A 16,454-nucleotide genomic window follows, 5' to 3' on the forward strand; every position below is an offset into this window, starting at 1 on the left:
GCATCTGGAGGCGTAGGGGTCCTGGTCGATGTTCGGAATTGACACCACAGTACTGGCGTTTGTCGTGCTGGCCGGCTTCAGCGCCGGCGCGGTCGCCTATGCTTTCCTGTTCACCCGGATGAGCAACGAGAAGCAGGTCGGCAAGCGTCTCGAGACCATCAAGACCGCCGAAACCGATCGTTCCGTCGTCAAGGCCTCGCGTGATCGTGTCGCCGAAGCAACCAAGCGGCGAAAGTCCGTCCAGGATTCGCTGAAGCAGCTCGACGAAAAACAGAAATCCAACGATCGCAACGTCAAGAAGCCGCCGCTGAAGGCGCTGATCCGTCAAGCCGGCATGACGGTTTCCATTGAGCGCTTCTACATCTACTCGGCCGTCTGCGGCATCGTTCTCACGGCTCTCGCCTATATGGCCGGTGCGCCTTTGCTGATCCTTCCGGGCGCGTTGCTGGCCGGCGCCCTTGGTCTGCCGCGCTGGTTCGTCGCGTTTCGCCGCGGCCGGCGCGTCAAGGCATTCCTCGCCGAGTTTCCGAACGCCCTCGACATCATAGTGCGGGCGGTCAAGTCGGGCCTGCCGCTCAATGACTCAATCCGCCTGATCGCCAACGAATCTCCGGAACCGGTAAAGACCGAGTTTCGCCGTATCATCGATTCACAGCAGATGGGCATGTCGATCCCCGATGCGGCGATCCGCATGGCCGAGACCATGCCTTGCCCTGAGGCGGGCTTCTTCGGCATCGTGATCCAGATACAGTCGCAGGCCGGCGGCAATCTTTCCGAAGCGCTTGGCAATCTTTCGCGCGTGCTGCGCGACCGCAAGAAGATGAAGGCCAAGGTGCAGGCACTTTCGATGGAGGCCAAGGCCTCCGCGGTCATCATCGGCGCCCTGCCTTTCGTCGTCGCCTTTCTCGTCTACCTGTCGAGCCCGAACTACATCATGCCGCTCTTCACCACCAGCACCGGCCACCTGATCATCGGCTGCTCACTGGTCTGGATGTCGATTGGCATCATGGTGATGCGCAAGATGATGAACTTCGATGTCTAGAGCATGATCCCGAAAAGTGGGTCCCGGTTTTCGGAGAAGATCATGCTCGAACAAAAAAGATAGAAACCAATGACAGACCAGGTCGTCAAATCCCTTACCGACCCCGCTTTCCTGATCGCGCTCCTGGTCGGCATCGCGGTGTTTGCGACCGTCTTCACGGTCTTGCCTGCCCTTGGCGGCAACCAGCTCAAGTCGCGCATGAAATCGGTGGCGCTCGAGCGTGACGAATTGCGCGCCAAGCAGCGCACGCGGCTTGCCAACGAAGCCGATCGCCGCCGCAAGGGCCTTCGCGAGGAACAGTCGATCGGCATGCGCAACATCGTCGATCGGCTGGATCTGAAGCGCGCGCTGGCCGATGAGAGCACATTGCAGAAGCTCAAGGTGGCGGGTTTTCGCGGCCAGAATCCGCTGACGCGCTTTCTGTTCTTCCGCCTTGTCCTGCCCTTCGTCGGTTTCGCGTTGGCGGCTCTTTACGTTTTCATGCTCGGCGGACTGCCTCTGCAGCCGCCTTTCATCAAGCTGTTCGTCTGCGTTGTCGTCGCCTATGGCGGCTTCTATGCGCCGATACTCTACGTCAACAACCGCGCCGCCAAACGCAAGCAGTCGATCCAGATGGCGTGGCCGGACGCACTCGACCTGATGCTGATCTGCGTCGAGTCCGGCATGTCCGTGGAGGCTGCCCTGCGCAAGGTCGCCGACGAGATCGGCGCGCAATCGGTGGCATTGGCGGAAGAATTCGTCCTGACCAATGCCGAGCTCTCCTACCTGCAGGAACGCAAGGTGGCCTATGAGAACCTCGCCAGCCGCACCGGCCTGGAATCGGTCAAGTCGGTTACGCAGGCGCTGGTCCAGGCGGAGCGCTACGGCACGCCGGTGGCGCATGCGCTGCGCGTGCTGGCCAGTGAAAGTCGTGACATGCGCATGAACGCTGCCGAGAAGAAGGCCGCCGCGCTGCCGCCCAAGCTCACCGTGCCGATGATCCTGTTCTTCCTGCCGGTGCTGTTCGCCATCATCCTCGGCCCGGCCGGCATCCAGGTCAGCCAGCGCGGCATCTTTGGCGATCAGCAGAAGTCGAGCAGCGAGTAGCGCCGAGATCCGGCTCACGCATTTACGAAAAGCCGCGCTGGCTATGCCGCGCGGTTTTTGTCTTTGGCGGGATTGCAGGATGGATGCGCTGGCGCGGATCAGCTTTTGCGCAATTCCGAACGGAAACCGCTAAGCACTTTTCCAGGAATTGCTCCAGCCGTGCCTTCAGTTGGTGGCGGGCTTGTCCTTGTCCTGGTCCTTGAGCTGGCTCCAGGCGTTCTGCTGCGCAAGCATCTGGCGCAGATAGGCGACGTTGGCCTGTGCCTGCTCGGGCGAGAGCTCCTGCGAGGCGATCTTCTCTGCCTCGTCGAAGCGGCCCTGCAGGCCGACGACCAAAGCCAGGTTCTGCCGGACCCGGCTGTCGGCGTTGGGCTGCTCGGCGGCCGAGCGCATATAGGTTTCTGCCGTGCGCAGATCGCCTTCCAGCACGTAGGACATGCCGAGATTGGACAGGATCGATGGTTCGTTCGGCTTGAGGTCGAGCGCCTTGCGGTAATTCTGGCGCGCTTCGTCCTTCTGCCCCAACTGGTCGAGAATGGCCGCTTCCGCAGAAACCAGCCGCCAGTCCGGATATTCCGGCGTCTGCGCGCGGCGAACCGCATCGAGCGCCGGCTCGAACTGCCCGTTGGCGGCCAGCGCCTTGCCATAGGCGGCAAGCACGTCGCGGTCCTTGGGGAAGGCAATCGCCAGCTTGCGCATGACGGCGAGCGACTGGTCGGCATCGCCGTCCATCTGCAGTGCCGCCGCATAGTTCGTGGCGATGCGTTTGTCGTTGGGATTCTTGGCGTAGGACTCGCCGAGCGCTATCGTCGCGTTGTGCAGCTCGCCGGCGGCCATGGTCTCCAGTGGTTTGCCGCTGGAGCGGGAAATCGAGCCGGTCGTGAACTTGCTGGTGGTGCCGCAACCCGCTACGCTCGCCGCCAACGCCGCCAAGAATGCAGTGGTGATCAGACGCTTGCCTGTGATGTTCGACACTTTGATCGGCATTGGCACCCGGTCTCCATTCACGCGGCCATTGCCTGGCCGTCTTCCCTCCCGCAGAAATATTCTGTTAACCCTAACGGACAGTTAAGAAACGCCGACTCGCGATGCGACCGGCCGGAGATCATCGTATGCCTGTCGAACTTGTCGAACGCACGCTGCAGACTGCCTTGCCGGTTCATCTGGTGGCAAAGGGCGATCTGGAGGCAGCCGGTCTCGCGCCGTCGTCGATCGCCTGGGCCAAGGCCAACGGCTTCTCCGGTGAAGCCGGCAGGACGCTTGTCGTTCCCGGCGAGAGCGGCGCGCTTGCCGGTGCGCTGTTCGGCATCGGCGATGGCGAGGGCATGCTTGCCGTCGGTGCCTTGGCGCGAGCCTTGCCGGAAGGCGACTGGCATTTTGCCTCCGACCCCTCGGAGCCCGAACTCGCGGCCATTGCGCTGGCGCTCGGCGGCTATGTCTTTACGCGTTACGGCAAGAAGTCAGGCAAGGCGCTGCGCTTCGCCTTGCCATCCGGCGCCGATGCGGCACGCGTCGGCCGCATCGTCGACGGCGTTTTCCTGACGCGCGATCTGGTCAACACGCCGACCAGCGACATGGGGCCCGACCATTTGGAGGTGGCGGTTCGGATGCTGGCCGCTGAGCATCAGGCCGAGGTGTCGGTGACGAGGGGCGACGACCTGCTTGCGCAGAACTTCCCCATGATCCATGCGGTCGGTCGCGCATCATCCGATGCGCCGCGCCTGATCGACATGAGATGGGGACCGGAGGGCGCGCCGAAGATAACGCTGGTCGGCAAGGGCGTTTGCTTCGATACGGGTGGTCTCGACATCAAGCCGTCATCGGGCATGCTGCTGATGAAGAAGGACATGGGCGGCGCCGCCAATGTGCTCGGCCTCGCTTCGATGATCATGGCCGCTGGATTGTACGTGCGGCTGCGCGTGCTCGTCCCCGCGGTCGAGAATTCGATTGCGGGAAATGCGTTCCGGCCGGGTGACGTGCTGACGAGCCGCAAGGGCATCACCGTCGAGATCGGCAACACGGACGCCGAGGGGCGGCTGGTGCTGGCCGATGCGCTGGCTTTGGCCGACGACGACGAACCGCAACTGCTGGTCGACATGGCGACGCTGACCGGAGCGGCCCGCGTTGCGCTTGGCCCCGACCTGCCGCCTTTCTACACCGGCGACGAGGCGCTGGCCGACGATCTCGCGGCAGCTTCCGTCATGGTCGAGGATCCGTTGTGGCGCATGCCGCTTTGGCGGCCCTATGATGCAAAACTGTCGTCGAAGATCGCCGACATCAACAACGTCACCACGGACGGTTTTGCCGGCTCGATCACCGCGGCACTGTTCCTCAAGCGGTTTGTCGAGAAGACTCACAGCTGGGTGCATTTCGACATCTTTGCCTGGAACCCGTCCGATCGCCCGCACGGCGTCGCCGGCGGCGAGGCGCAAGGCATTCGCGCGCTGGAGCGGATCATCTCGACACGTTACGGCTGACCATCCAGAGCAGCCGGCAAAACTCTGAAACTGAAACGGAACCGAAACAATTTGGCGTCATGCTGGGGCGATGTCGATCTCGATGCGTCCGAGCCAGGCCATGCGATTGTGGCAGCAGGTGATGCTGTCGCAGGTGCGCGACGGCGCGCCCGATCTCACCATGCGCCAGACGGCGATCCTGTTCACCATCTATCTCGACCCGCCGCCGCACACTGTGCGCGGGCTGGCCGCAAGGCTCAACGTCACCAAGCCGGTCATCACCCGCGCGCTCGACACGATGGGCGCGCTGAAGCTGGTGTCGCGCCATCGCGACGAACTCGACAAGCGCAACGTGCTGATCAGGCGCACTGTCGAGGGCGCGCTCTTTGTCGAGCGCTTCGGCGATGGTATCGTTGCCAGGGCCCATGAACTGCCCATCTGACCAATTGTCGATTTGCCCACCTTACCGATTAGAAACGAGTTGCCGATTTGACCGCCAGGGATGCCCGCCTTCACGCCTTTCGTGCCGATCTCGCCGATGCGCGGCTGAAAGGCGAAGTTTCCGCCGATCGTTTCGTGCCCGGCCAGCCGGCGCGGATTTCGGTTTCCGTCGCCGATATCCGCAAGGCGCCGAGCTGGGATGCCGGGGTCAACACCCAGGCCCTGTTCGGCGAAGATGTCCTCGTCTTCGAGGAGAAGGAAGGCTGGGCCTGGATACAGGTCGAGCGGGACGGCTATGTCGGCTATGTCACCGACACCGTGCTGGGAGCGAGGGACCATCCGCCGACCCATACTGTCTCGGTGCCGCGCACCTTCCTCTATCCCGGTCCAGACCTGCGCTTTCCGATCAGCGGTCAGTTGTCGATGGGGTCGGCGGTGACGGTGACGGGTGCCGCGGAAACCCGCGGCACGCACTATGCTCTGCTGCCCTCTGGTCAGGCGGTCATTGCAGGCCATCTCAGGCCGATCGCGGATAAGTCTGCCGACTATGTATCGGTCGCGGAAACTTTTCTCGGCACACCCTATCTCTGGGGCGGTGCCTCGGGCTTCGGCATCGACTGTTCCGGCCTCGTGCAACTGGCGATGCGCATGGCAGGCAAGGATGTGCTGCGTGATTCCGACATGCAGGCGGCGACCATCGGGGAGCCGCTCGAACCCGGCCCGGATTTCAGCGGGCTGTGTCGCGGCGACCTTGTCTTCTGGAAAGGCCATGTCGCCATCATGACCGACGCCGAGACCATGATCCACGCCAATGGCCACACCATGCTGGTGTCGCGCGAAGGGCTGAAGGACGCCATCGCCCGCATCGGCTATCTCTATGGCGGCCCGACGGGGTTCCGGCGGCCGTAGGCCTCTTCCTTCTCCCCGTAAACGGGGCGAGGAACGCGCTCTTCGATCACTTTTTGTTCCGAATCTGCTTGGCGTTCTCGCGCTGTCGCGCTACCTCTGGCGTGTGACAGAGCAGCCGCGCCTTGCCGAACAGAATGCCGCCGTCGTCCTGCCCGAGCCATTCGTCAGATGGTTCGCGCAAAAAGGCTGGGCGCCGCGCGCCCACCAGATCGAGTTGCTGGCGAGGACCCAGGCCGGGCAGTCCGTGCTGCTGATCGCGCCGACCGGCGCCGGCAAGACGCTGGCCGGCTTCATGCCGTCCCTGACGGAACTCGCCGATCGTCCCAGGCGAAAACCGGGCCAGGCGCATCGCGGCATCCACACGCTCTACATCTCGCCGCTGAAGGCTTTAGCCGTCGACATCGAGCGCAACCTCGGCAAGCCGGTGGAAGAGATCGGCCTGCCCGTCACAATAGAGACGCGCACCGGCGACACGCCCTCGCACAAGCGCCAGCGGCAGAAGCTGGTGCCACCGGATATCCTGCTGACGACGCCCGAACAACTGGCGCTGCTGATCGCGGCACCCGACGCCAGGCGCTTCTTCGAGGATCTGCGCTACGTGGTGCTCGACGAGCTGCACTCGCTGGTGATCTCGAAGCGCGGTCACCTGCTGGCGCTCGGTCTGGCGCGGCTGCGCAACTATGTGCCCAAGCTGCAGACCATAGGTCTGTCTGCCACCGTTGCGGAGCCCGATGAGTTGCGGCGTTGGTTGGTTAGCCAGAACCCGCTGGGCGGTATGGCAGAGCTGATCACCGTGGTCGGCGGCGCCAAGCCCGACATCTCGATTCTCGATTCACAAGAACGCGTGCCGTGGTCGGGCCATTCGGCCCGCTACGCCATTCCGGAGATCTACGAGGCGATCAAGAAGCACCGCACGACGCTGCTGTTCGTCAACACCCGCAGCCAGGCCGAACTTCTATTCCAGGAGTTGTGGCGGGCGAACGAGGATTCGCTGCCGATTGCGCTCCATCACGGCTCGCTCGATGTTGGCCAGCGCCGGCGCGTCGAGAAGGCTATGGGCGAGAATGCCCTGCGCGCCATCGTCGCCACCTCGACGCTCGATCTCGGCATCGACTGGGGCGATGTCGATCTGGTCGTCCATGTCGGTGCGCCGAAGGGCGCCAGTCGGCTTGCGCAGCGCATCGGCCGCGCCAACCACCGCATGGACGAACCGTCGAAGGCGATCCTCATTCCGGCCAACCGCTTCGAGGTGCTGGAATGTCGCGCCGCCCTCGACGCCAACTATCTCGGCGCGCAGGACACGCCGCCGCTGATCAAGGGCGCGCTCGATGTGCTGTCGCAGCATGTGCTGGGTGTCGCCTGCGGTGCGCCCTTCGATGCCGATCTTCTGTTCGAGGAGGTGCGCAGTGCGGCACCCTATGCCGCCCTGGAGCGCGAGACTTTCGACCGCGTCGTCGACTTCGTCGCCACCGGCGGCTATGCGCTGAAGAACTACGAGCGCTACGCCCGCATCCGCAAGACGGTCGACGGGCTGTGGCGCGTCTCGCATCCGCGCGTCGCCCAGCAATACCGGCTGAACGTCGGCACCATCGTCGAGATGCCGGAACTCAATGTCCGCTATGTCAAGCAGGGGCGCGGCATGGCTGGCCGCGGCGGGCCGGTGCTTGGCAAGATCGAGGAATATTTTGCCGAAACGTTGCGCCCCGGCGACAATTTCCTGTTCGCCGGCAAGGTGCTGCGCTTCGAAGGCATCCGCGAGAATGAATGCGTCGTCTCCAGCGGCGCCGGTGCCAACATCATCGTGCCAAGTTATGCCGGCGGCAAGTTTCCGCTGTCGACCTATCTCGCCGAACAGGTGCGCGGCATGCTGGCCGACAGCAACCGCTGGCAGGCACTGCCGGAACAGGTCGCCGATTGGCTGCGGCTGCAGAAGGAGAAGTCGGTGCTGCCGAAGCGCGGCGACCTGCTGGTCGAGACCTTTCCGCGCGGCAACCGCCACTACATGGTCGCCTATCCCTTCGAAGGCCGGCTGGCGCATCAAACGCTCGGCATGCTCTTGACGCGACGGCTGGAGCGGGTAGGCGCCCGGCCACTCGGCTTCGTCGCCACCGACTATTCGCTGGCCGTCTGGGCGTTGGACGACATGGCAGCGCTGTTCAAGGCGAAGAAACCGTCGCTGGCAGCGCTGTTCGACGAGGACATGCTGGGCGACGATCTCGAAGCCTGGCTGAACGACAGCTGGATGCTGAAGCGCACCTTCCGCACCTGCGCGGTCATCGCCGGGCTGATCGAGAAGCGCTACCCCGGGCAGGAGAAGAGCGGCCGGCAGGTGACGGTGTCGGCCGACCTGATCTACGACGTGCTGCGCAGCCACGAGCCGGACCATATCCTGCTGCAGGCGACGCGCACAGACGCCTCCGCCGGCCTGCTCGATGTCAGCAGACTTGCCGAGATGCTCTCGCGTGTGCGCGGCCGAATCGTGCATAAGCATCTCGACCAGATCTCGCCGCTGGCGATACCGGTGATGCTCGAGATCGGCAAGGAACCGGTCAATGGCGGCGCCAACGAGACGCTGCTGATGGAAGCCGCCGATCTGGTCGAGGAGGCCATGGGCCGAAGGTGACGAACTGAGAGTGACGAGGGCATGAATTTCTCGCTGGCGCGCACGTCGCTGATGGCAGAGGCCGACCTGGTCGGCATCGCCGGCGAGCGTGCGGTCTGCGATCCGCGTGGCGTGCTCTATTTTCCCGAGCTTCGGCTGCTGGCGGTGTCCGACCTGCATCTCGAAAAAGGCTCGTCCTTTGCCCGCCGCGGTGCGCTGATCCCGCCTTACGACACCGGCGCCACCTTGCTCCGGCTGCAGGCGGTGATATCAGATTATCAGCCGGCGATCGTCATCAGCCTCGGCGACAGTTTCCATGACGGCGGCGGTGCCGGGCGCATGCATCAAAGTTTTCGCGAGCGCCTGGAGGCGCTGATGGCTGGCCGCGACTGGTTCTGGATCGCCGGCAATCATGATCCGGACGCGCCGGCCGACCTGCCTGGTGACACCGTGCGCGAACTCGCCATCGGCGCGCTGCTGTTCCGGCATGAGCCATCGAAGGTGCGTGTCGAAGGCGAGATATCAGGCCATCTGCACCCATGCGCCCGGATCGTCCAGCGTGGCCGCTCGGTGCGGCGGCGCTGCTTTGCCGCGGATGGCGGCCGCATGATCATGCCCGCCTTCGGCGCCTATACCGGCTCGCTCAACGTGCTCGACCACGCCTATGCCGGCCTGTTCCGCCGTGAGACGCTGATGGCCTATATGCTCGGTGCGGAGCGCATCTTTGCCATTTCCGGCTCGATGCTCAGGCCAGGGTAAAACCTATCTGCCATAGTACAAAGTGACCGTGTGCTTGGCCTCGGCGAAGAACAGCCAGCGCTCGACCAGCATGCCGGCGAACTGGGCGAAGGCCGCGAGTACCGATGCGATCGCCGCCAACGGCCAAGGCAGAAAGATCGCCGCGAGCAACAGCAGAGCGGGCAAGGCGAAGGCCAAAATCTGCGTGATCAGCCGCAGCTTTGCGCCGTGCTTGCGCGCGATGCGAAAACCCATTTCCTTGAGAAGGTAATTTTCTTCTGTGTGCGGCCATTCCAGCGAGCGCACTGTGCCGCCAGTGAGCCCCGTCGCCGTATTGGCGGTGGTCGCGATCTCCAGCGCATCATTGTAGCGCCACGTCGCCAGCTTCCAGCCCCAGCCGAGCATCGTCACCAGCAGGGCGGCGGCAGCAATGGCGGTCGAGCCGATGGCGAAAACCTGCAGCAGCGCGTTCAGCAGCACGCTGCCGGTCATCGCCGAGAAGATCAGATAGCCAGGCAGCGTGAAGCGGCTGTGCCACTGGGCGATCGGCTTCAGCGAGGCATAGATCATGCCTGTGGTGCAGACGGTGACGATCGCGCCGACGGCAGCCAGCAATCCGGCCAAGGTGACCCAGACACCCGTGCGGCCGAAAAACAGCCAGCCGATGCCGAACAGGCCGGCCGGAATGAAGGTCAGGACCGACGACACGCCCTCGCGCGACAGCCAGGAGCTGCGCCACTGCGAGAAGGCGCGCCAGGCCCGTTCCGGCCGGCCGAGATGGCCGGTCGACGACAGCAGGCCGGCGGCGATCAGGCCGAGCGCCAGCCCCATGCCGATGAGCCCGAACCAGAAATCAGGTGGGATTAAGCCCAATCCGCCGAGCACGCCAAGCAGCGCCAGCAGGCCGTAGCCGGCACCGGTGGCGGTGGTGAAGAAGACGACGGAAAAGGCTGGATGCATCGGGTCAGTTCGAAAGCATGCGGTCGACCCAGCCGAGGAAACCGCCTTCGGCCCGCACCGGCTCGAGCGCGGGTGCGGCCACCGATGCGGCGCGTTGGGTGTGGGCGCGCGGCGGCAGGTACTTGTTGGTCGGGTGATAACCCATCTCGGGCATCAGGTCGACGCCGCCGCGATCCGCCACCAACTGAGAAACCGCCGAGGCGGGGTCGCCGAGATCGCCGAAATGCCGGGCGCTGGTCGGGCAGGCGGCGACGCAGGCCGGCACGCGGTCTTCCTCGACCAGATTGTCGTTGTAGATGCGGTCGACGCACAGCGTGCATTTCTTCATGACGCCGACATCGGTGTCGAATTCGCGCGCGCCATAGGGGCAGGCCCAGCTGCACAATTTGCAGCCGATGCACTTGTCCTCATCGATCAGCACGATGCCGTCCGAGGCGCGCTTGTAGGACGCGCCCGTCGGGCAGACGGTGACACAGGCCGGCGTCTCGCAATGCAGGCAGGAGCGCGGGAAGTTGACGGTGCGCCCGCCCATCTCCGTTATGTGCTCGTAGCTGTGCACGCGGTTGAACCAGACGCCGTCGACATTGCTGCCATAGGGGTCGATGTCGGTCAGCGGCGCCATGTGGCCGCCGGTGTTCCATTCCTTGCAGGCGGTGACGCAGGCCTGGCAGCCGACGCAGGTGTCGAGGTCGATGACCAGGCCGAGCCTTTTGTCGGTGTGGGCGGGAAGGCAGGTCATTCGGCGGCTTCCCTGTTTGTGCGGAATTCGGCGCCGAAGCTGAGCTTGTCGGGCGAGGGTTCGAAACGCGGCGGTTGGTGAAAACGCTCGAATTGCGGTTCGGTGAAACCGGCTTCCTCGGCTGCGCATTTGACGATGCGCACCCTGAGATCGAACCATGCCGCCTGTCCGGTGACCGGGTCCGAATTCGAATAGCGCTTGCCGTTCGCGTCGGCGGATGTCTGGTCGCCGATGATGTGGTTGAGCAGGAAGCCGCGATTGCTCTCGGCGGCATCGTCCTTCAACCCCCAGCTGCCGCGCCGCTTGCCGATGGCGTTCCAGGTCCACACAGTGTCGGGATTGACGCCGTCGACCAGCTTGATCTGTCCCTTCACCCGGCCGTTTATGCTCTCGATCCACACCCAATCGTCATCGGCAAGGCCACGTCCGGCTGCGGTCTGGTGGTGCACGAACAGCCGGTTCTGGCTGGTGATCTGCCTCAGCCACGCATTCTGAGAACCCCAGGAATGGTACATGTGCATCGGCCGCTGCGTCAGCGCATGCAGCGGATATTCTTGCAGGCCGACGGCTGCTTCCTCGAACGGCGCATACCAGAACGGCAGCGGGTCCATATAGGTTTCGATGCGGCTGCGCTCGGCTTCCGGTGGCTGCATCTTTCCATGGCCGCGCGCCGCAAGCCGGAAGCGTTGCATGGGCTCGGAATAGAGCTGGAAGACGATCGGTTCGGCCTTCGGGATGAACCCCATCTGCTCGGCGAAGTCGAGATAGGAGCGGTTGGCCATCTTGTAGTAGCGTTGGTCGGCGGAAAAATCGTGGTGCCAGAAGCCGCCATTGTCGATGTAGCGCTGCAACTGGTCCGGATTGACCGTGCCGCTGCCGATCGCCGTCCCGTCCTTGCCGCGCCAGCCGGCCAGCGGCCCGATGCCGGGCGTGCGTTCGTGATTGACGATGTAGTCGGCATAGTCGCGGTACTTTGCCGAGCCGTCGTCCTCGACGAAGCCGGGTAGGCCGAGCCGCGCACCGAGCTCGATCAGCACCGACTGGAACGGCCTGACATCGCGGTCCGGCTCGACCACCGGATGGCGGATGGCGTCGCCCGGCCCGTCGGCGTGGCTGATCGGCCTGTCGAGCAGGCTGATGCAATCATGTCTTTCGAGATAGGTGGTGTCGGGCAGCACCAGATCGGCGAACGGCACCGTCTCGGAACAATAGGCGTCGGAATAGATGATGAAGGGGATCTTGTAGTTGCCGGCCTCGTCTGCGTCGGTCAGCATGGCGATCGTCTCGACAGTGTTCATCGAGGAATTCCAGGCCATGTTCGACATGTACATCATGAGCGTGTCGATCCGGTAAGGATCGCCCGCCCAGGCGTTGCGTATGACGGTGTGCATGAGGCCGTGCGCGGCCAATGGCGCGTCCCAGGAATAGGCCTTGTCGATGCGGATGGGCGTGCCTGCCTCGTCGACCAAGAGATCGTCCGGCCCGCAGACGAAGCCGAGCGGCATGCCCTCGAGCGGCGTCATCGGCTGCACATTCCTGCCCGCCGGCTTCGGCCCCGGCGGCGCCGGGCGGGGATAAGGCGGCTTGAAGCGGAATCCGCCCGGCACGTCCACCGTGCCGAGCAGCACCTGCAACAGATGAATGGCGCGGCAGGAGTGAAAACCGTTCGAATGGGCCGAGATGCCACGCATCGCATGCATCGACACCGGCCGGCCCTTGATCGTCTCATGCCGACGGCCGGCCCAATCTGTCCAGGCCACCGGCAATTCGATCGTGTGTTCGAACGCGACATGCGCCAGCTCGGCGGCGATCTTGCGGATCGTGTCGGCAGCAACGCCGCAGCGCTCGGCGACCGCGTCGGGCGAAGAGCTTTCATCGAGATAACGGTCGGCGACGAGCTGGAATACCGGCACACAGCGGCGGCCATCGACGGTGAAGCTGCCGGTCAGTGCTGGCTTGGCATCGGCATCTGCAGCCTTGACGGGCGCCTTGGCCACCCTGTCCCAGGCCAGCGGATTGCCGGCGCCGTCGCGCACGAACAGGCCGTCATCGGCAGCGCCAGGCTCCTGCACGACAAGCACATGCGCGTTGGTGTAGCGCAGCAGATAATCGAGATCGACCCGGCCGGCCTTCAGCAGCTCGTGGATGAGGGCGAACACGAACAGGCCGTCCGTGCCGGGTCGGATGCCGATCCAGTCGTCGGCAATCGCATTGTAGCCGGTCCGGCATGGATTGATCGAGACCACCTTGGCGCCGCGCGCCTTGAGCTTGCCCAAGCCGATCTTGATCGGGTTGGAATCATGGTCCTCGGCGACACCGAACAGCATGAAGTACTTGGTGTTGTCCCAGTCGGGCTCGCCGAACTCCCATAACGAGCCGCCGATCGTGTAGAGGCCGCCGGCCGCCATGCTGACCGAGCAGAAGCCGCCATGGGCGGCAAAATTCGGCGTGCCGAACTGGCTCGCCCACCAGCCGGTCAGCGACTGCGACTGATCGCGCCCGGTGAAGAAGGCAAGCTTCCTCGGATCGGTCCGGCGGATCGCGGAAAGCCGCTCCGTCGCGATCGAAAGGGCTTCCTCCCATTCGATCTCGCGGAATTCTCCCGAGCCGCGCGGGCCGGTGCGCAGCAGCGGCTTCTTCAGCCGCGCCGGGCTGTAGTGCTGCATGATGCCGGAGCTGCCCTTGCCGCAGATCACGCCGCGATTGACGGGATGGTCTTTGTTGCCGTTGATGTAGCGGACCTTGCCGTCCTTGATGTGGACGTCGATGCCGCAGCGGCAGGCGCACATGTAGCAGGTGGTCTTGGCGATCCTGTCGGAGACGCTTGGCGAAGTGTCGACTCCGTCGCCTTCGTCGGGTGCGCGCGTGTCGGCCAGCGGCCGTTGCGACGGTGCGGAATTGGCGCCGCGAGGCGCTCCGTGGCTCATGATCCGCGAACGCTCTTGCCGCTCGCCGTCTTGGCTTTCGTCTTCGGTCCGGGGCCGCGCATGTAATGCTGTTCAGGGTGGTAGCGCTCGCCGGCGAACCGCCGCCTTACCCGGCGGGTCCAGTGCGCGAACAGCGATTTGAAGCGCCCGATCAATTTCCCAACCTTTGCGGCGGCACCGCCAATTTTTTCCAACTTTCCGCAAAAACTTAGAACAAAGCAATTGATCTGTCTAACAAGCAGCTCTTGTAATTCCGATCGAGTTTGCTTCTTAGTTGATCATGACCCTCGACCAGCTACGCATCTTCGTCGCCGTCGCCGAGCGCGGCCACATGACCAAGGCGGCAGCGCTTTTGGGCATCTCCCAGTCGGCGGCGTCGGCGGCCATCCGCGCGCTTGAACAGCAGCATGGTGTGCAGCTGTTCAACCGGGTCGGCCGCAACATCGAGCTGGCGCAGACCGGTCGCCGGTTCCTGCCGGAGGCCAAGGCCGTGCTCGAACGAGCGGCCGCCGCAAGCAACGTGCTCGAGGATGTCTCGCAGACCGTCACCGGCTCGCTTTCGATCGCCGCCAGCCAGACCATCGCCAGCTATTGGCTGCCGCGCCGGCTGGCTTCCTTCCATGAGGCGTACCCTGCCGTCAGGCTGAGCGTCACCATCGGCAACACCAGGCAGGTCGAGACCCATGTTCTGGACGGCACGGCGGATTTCGGCCTGGTCGAGGGGCGCACCGAATCCGACATCTTGCGGCGCGCCAAGGTCGACATCGACAGGCTGAAGCTTGTCGTTGCCACCTCGCATCCGGAGATTGCCGACATCGCGCCGGGCCGCCCCGACATCAGGGAACTGCGCTGGATCATCCGCGAGGGCGGTTCCGGCACGCGCGAGGTGCTGGAGGATCTGGCGCGTCGCGAGGAGATTTCACTCGCCGAGCTCCAGATATTCCTGGTGCTGCCGAGCAACGAGGCAATCCGTCAGGCGGTCGAGGCCGGCGCCGGCGCCACCATCATTTCCGAACTCGTCGTCGCCGGCGCGATTGCCGAGGGCAGCCTGCGCTCGGTGCCGATCGACCTGCCGAAGCGCGACTTCGCCATCATCACCCACCGCGACCGTCAGGCCAGCCTCGCCCAGATGGCATTGAAGGCCCATCTGAGCGAGAAGGCGATGGCTTCAGCCTAGCTGGATCAGCCGAACTTCCGCTGCGCATCCAATGCTAGCCCGAGCCCGACCGAACCGAACATGTCGCCTTCGATGACGGAGGCCTGCGGCATCAGTTCCAGGATCTGCCGCCTCGCCAGCGGAATTGCCGTCGATCCGCCGGTGAGGAATACGGCGGTGATGTCGGTGGCCTTTACACCGGCGTCCCTGATGGTCTGGCCGACCGTCGCGGTCACTCTATCGATATCCCCCCCGATCGTCGCTTCGAGGCCTGCCCGCGTGATCTCGGCGGCGAAGCGCGCGTCGGGAAGCGGGACCTGCACGCCGGCCGAGGGTTGGTCCGTCAGTGCGATCTTGGCCTTTTCGACCAAACCTGCCAGCGCATGTCCGTAGCGATGTTCGACGATATGGATGAAGCGATCGACCAGGTCGGCGCGTTCGGCCTCGAACCGGATCTGTCTCAGATGCGTCATCGCCCTGGCAGTGTAGACGAGGTTGATGCGCTGCCATGTCGCCAGGTCGATGAAATAGCTCGCCGGCAAATTGCGCTTGCCGTCCTTGGTCGGCGTCAGATAGCCGAGCTGCGGCATCACATGGGCGATGCTGAGCAGCCGGTCGAAATCGGTGCCGCCTATATGGATGCCCCGGTTGGCCAGGATGTCGTCCTTGCGATCGGTCGAGCGGGCTCGCTCGGGCGAGACGCGCACGATCGAAAAGTCCGACGTGCCGCCGCCCATGTCGACGATCAGCGCCAGTTCCTCGCGCGTGACCTTCTGTTCGTAGTCGAGCGCTGCTGCGATCGGCTCGAACTGGAAGGCGATGTGCTTGAAGCCCTGGATGCGCGCTGCGTTCTCGAGTTCGCCTTGCGCCTTCGCATCGGCTTGCGCGTCATCGTCGACGAACTGCACCGGACGCCCAAGCACCACGTTTTCGACAGGTGCCTTTGCATCTTCCTCCAGCCGCCTTTTCAAGTGGCCGATGAACAGCCCGACGATTTCCATGAAGCCGATCGAGCGCGCCTTGATGCGCGTCTTCTCATGCACCAGCGAACTGCCGAGTACGCTCTTCAGCGAACGCATCAGGCGGCCTTCGATGCTGTCGGTATAGTCGGCGATGGCCCGGCGCCCAAAATAGGTGTGGTTGTCGTCGAAGTTGAAGAACACAGCACTTGGCAGCGTCACCTGGCCGTCCTCCAGTCCCACCAGCCGGGGCTGTCCGTCGCGGATCACGCCGACGGTGGAATTGGACGTGCCGAAGTCGATACCGCCGAATGCTGGTCGCATCGCAGTTTCCTGTCGCTTTTTTTGGGGCAGCGGGACGGAGCCTTGTCAGCTGCGCCAATGTCCGGGTGACCGGACCTTTCTGCCGAACCGGATTGTGATGTGCGCTTGTTGCGCC

14 protein-coding genes are annotated in these 16,454 nt (G+C 64.2%); 8 read left to right on the plus strand and 6 right to left on the minus strand.

The window, feature by feature from the left end; all coding sequences use genetic code 11:
* The first annotated feature begins 28 nt into the window (after window positions 1–28).
* Window positions 29–1,042, plus strand: coding sequence for a type II secretion system F family protein (locus tag A6B35_RS07815; protein WP_006202968.1), 1,014 nt, complete (start codon window positions 29–31; stop codon window positions 1,040–1,042).
* 69 nt (window positions 1,043–1,111) lie between these two features.
* The gene (locus A6B35_RS07820; RefSeq protein ID WP_006202969.1) at window positions 1,112–2,128 is read left to right on the plus strand and encodes a type II secretion system F family protein; all 1,017 of its coding nucleotides are present in this window, start codon (window positions 1,112–1,114) and stop codon (window positions 2,126–2,128) included.
* 165 nt (window positions 2,129–2,293) lie between these two features.
* Here the strand turns inward: A6B35_RS07820 and A6B35_RS07825 are convergent, their stop codons facing one another.
* Window positions 2,294–3,115, minus strand: coding sequence for a tetratricopeptide repeat protein (locus A6B35_RS07825; protein WP_006202970.1), 822 nt, complete (start codon window positions 3,113–3,115; stop codon window positions 2,294–2,296).
* Window positions 3,116–3,240: 125 nt separating this feature from the next.
* Between A6B35_RS07825 and A6B35_RS07830 the strand changes: the two genes are divergently transcribed.
* From A6B35_RS07830 to pdeM, 5 genes are all read left to right on the plus strand, one after another.
* Window positions 3,241–4,605: a leucyl aminopeptidase family protein gene (locus tag A6B35_RS07830; RefSeq protein WP_006202971.1), complete on the plus strand. Its 1,365-nt coding sequence runs from the start codon at window positions 3,241–3,243 to the stop codon at window positions 4,603–4,605.
* 70 nt (window positions 4,606–4,675) lie between these two features.
* Window positions 4,676–5,026, plus strand: coding sequence for a MarR family winged helix-turn-helix transcriptional regulator (locus A6B35_RS07835; RefSeq protein ID WP_006202972.1), 351 nt, complete (start codon window positions 4,676–4,678; stop codon window positions 5,024–5,026).
* Window positions 5,027–5,073: 47 nt separating this feature from the next.
* Window positions 5,074–5,934 carry a C40 family peptidase gene (locus tag A6B35_RS07840; RefSeq protein ID WP_006202973.1) on the plus strand — a complete coding sequence of 287 codons (861 nt, stop codon included), beginning with the start codon at window positions 5,074–5,076 and terminating at the stop codon, window positions 5,932–5,934.
* A 103-nt stretch (window positions 5,935–6,037) separates the two neighbouring features.
* The gene (locus A6B35_RS07845; protein WP_006202974.1) at window positions 6,038–8,557 is read left to right on the plus strand and encodes a ligase-associated DNA damage response DEXH box helicase; all 2,520 of its coding nucleotides are present in this window, start codon (window positions 6,038–6,040) and stop codon (window positions 8,555–8,557) included.
* 21 nt (window positions 8,558–8,578) lie between these two features.
* Entirely contained in the window at window positions 8,579–9,295 is a 717-nt protein-coding gene (gene pdeM, locus A6B35_RS07850; protein ID WP_006202975.1) for a ligase-associated DNA damage response endonuclease PdeM, read from the plus strand.
* A 3-nt stretch (window positions 9,296–9,298) separates the two neighbouring features.
* On the opposite strand, the gene A6B35_RS07855 is transcribed toward pdeM, so the two are convergent.
* From A6B35_RS07855 to A6B35_RS36155, 4 genes are read right to left on the minus strand one after another with little or no spacing between them, the layout of a single operon-like run.
* Window positions 9,299–10,234 carry a dimethyl sulfoxide reductase anchor subunit family protein gene (locus A6B35_RS07855; RefSeq protein WP_006202976.1) on the minus strand — a complete coding sequence of 312 codons (936 nt, stop codon included), beginning with the start codon at window positions 10,232–10,234 and terminating at the stop codon, window positions 9,299–9,301.
* A 4-nt stretch (window positions 10,235–10,238) separates the two neighbouring features.
* A complete protein-coding gene (locus tag A6B35_RS07860; RefSeq protein ID WP_006202977.1) occupies window positions 10,239–10,973 on the minus strand; it encodes a 4Fe-4S dicluster domain-containing protein in 735 nt (244 codons plus the stop codon).
* Complete coding sequence (locus A6B35_RS07865; protein WP_006202978.1) at window positions 10,970–13,900, minus strand: molybdopterin oxidoreductase family protein; 2,931 nt, start codon at window positions 13,898–13,900, stop codon at window positions 10,970–10,972. The genes A6B35_RS07860 and A6B35_RS07865 overlap by 4 nt, the downstream gene beginning before the upstream one ends.
* The gene (locus tag A6B35_RS36155; protein ID WP_167361596.1) at window positions 13,897–14,055 is read right to left on the minus strand and encodes a hypothetical protein; all 159 of its coding nucleotides are present in this window, start codon (window positions 14,053–14,055) and stop codon (window positions 13,897–13,899) included. Before A6B35_RS36155 ends, A6B35_RS07865 begins: the two co-directional genes overlap by 4 nt.
* Before the next feature lie 125 nt (window positions 14,056–14,180).
* Here A6B35_RS36155 and A6B35_RS07875 point away from each other — a divergent pair, with 125 nt between their 5' ends.
* Window positions 14,181–15,077 (plus strand): LysR family transcriptional regulator, encoded by an 897-nt coding sequence (locus tag A6B35_RS07875; protein WP_006202980.1) that lies wholly within the window; start codon window positions 14,181–14,183, stop codon window positions 15,075–15,077.
* A 5-nt stretch (window positions 15,078–15,082) separates the two neighbouring features.
* Here A6B35_RS07875 and A6B35_RS07880 read toward each other — a convergent pair whose 3' ends face one another.
* Window positions 15,083–16,339 (minus strand): Hsp70 family protein, encoded by a 1,257-nt coding sequence (locus tag A6B35_RS07880; RefSeq protein ID WP_006202981.1) that lies wholly within the window; start codon window positions 16,337–16,339, stop codon window positions 15,083–15,085.
* Between the last annotated feature and the right edge of the window lie 115 nt (window positions 16,340–16,454).

The sequence above is a fragment of the Mesorhizobium amorphae CCNWGS0123 genome (assembly GCF_001686985.1).
GTDB lineage: Bacteria > Pseudomonadota > Alphaproteobacteria > Rhizobiales > Rhizobiaceae > Mesorhizobium > Mesorhizobium amorphae.